Consider the following 947-nt stretch of genomic DNA (forward strand, 5'->3'; position numbering starts at 1 on the left):
TCATCTCATGCCATGCTCTTCAATGATTGCTTTGAATATACACTGCGTTTATGAAAAGCGGCATTGTCCATGACAATTACACTGTTTTTAGGTCACTCAGGTAACAGTGCTTCTCTCACCCAATGAGAGAAAATATCACTGTTAATAGAACCATTATATAAGCGTAAGGCAAACAATTCTCCATTGATAATGGCTCCAATCGCATTGCTCTGGTTCTTTAAATGCCAGTTATCACTTCCATGACAAACTTGTCCTTTTGTGCTGTAGCCATAAGGTCTATGAGCAAAGGCTTTAAAACCACATTCATCAAGATAGACTATCGGTTTTTCTTGAGCGGTCTTATCCACTATTTGTTCTTGAAAGTGCTCTCTTTTCTCTGTGTCGGTTTTTGGATGTTGGTTAATCTTTTTTTATGCGTTATCTTTAGTCGCTTTAGAGCATAACAAATCGCTGATTGCGAGCAATTAAAACGTCTAGCTCTTTCCCATTGGTAATCATCAGGATACTGCTCAATATCCTTAAGCAAGGCTTCATCATCAATCTTTGAGGGCTTACGCTCAGTAAAGCCTTTAGGATGGGGATTTTTAATCCAGCTATAGACGGTGAATTTGCTGATCTTGTAGCGCTTTGCAACAGCGTGCCAAGTTTCTCCATTAGCAATATCGTTAAGAATTTTCTGTCGGAATTGGCTGCAGTAGGTCATAGGATATGCTCAGTTTGTTTTTGATAATTCGGTAGTGGTTTGAAAAGTATGCTGGAATATTATCAAATAATCCAATGGCAGTTAAATATTTAAATATCAATATATTAAAAGAAGTATTTTTTGTAAGAGTATGTTTAGCATACTTTTCAAACAACTACCAATAATTCTACTACAAGTTGTTCTTTATATCTGCTTTGGATAGATTGGATTCTAAGTGATTTTACTATATTGTCTAATGGAGAAA

General features: G+C 36.0%; 2 protein-coding genes. Both read right to left on the reverse strand.

Annotation, left to right across the window (positions count from 1 at the left end):
• Positions 1–92: 92 nt before the first annotated feature.
• Positions 93–347 (reverse strand): transposase, encoded by a 255-nt coding sequence (locus A5N85_RS14125; RefSeq protein WP_072576125.1) that lies wholly within the window; start codon positions 345–347, stop codon positions 93–95.
• Positions 347–703 carry an IS630 transposase-related protein gene (locus tag A5N85_RS14130; protein ID WP_072577670.1) on the reverse strand — a complete coding sequence of 119 codons (357 nt, stop codon included), beginning with the start codon at positions 701–703 and terminating at the stop codon, positions 347–349. The genes A5N85_RS14125 and A5N85_RS14130 overlap by 1 nt, the downstream gene beginning before the upstream one ends.
• Between the last annotated feature and the right edge of the window lie 244 nt (positions 704–947).

This window comes from Suttonella ornithocola, assembly GCF_001889065.1.
Taxonomy (GTDB): Bacteria; Pseudomonadota; Gammaproteobacteria; order Cardiobacteriales; family Cardiobacteriaceae; genus Suttonella_A; species Suttonella_A ornithocola.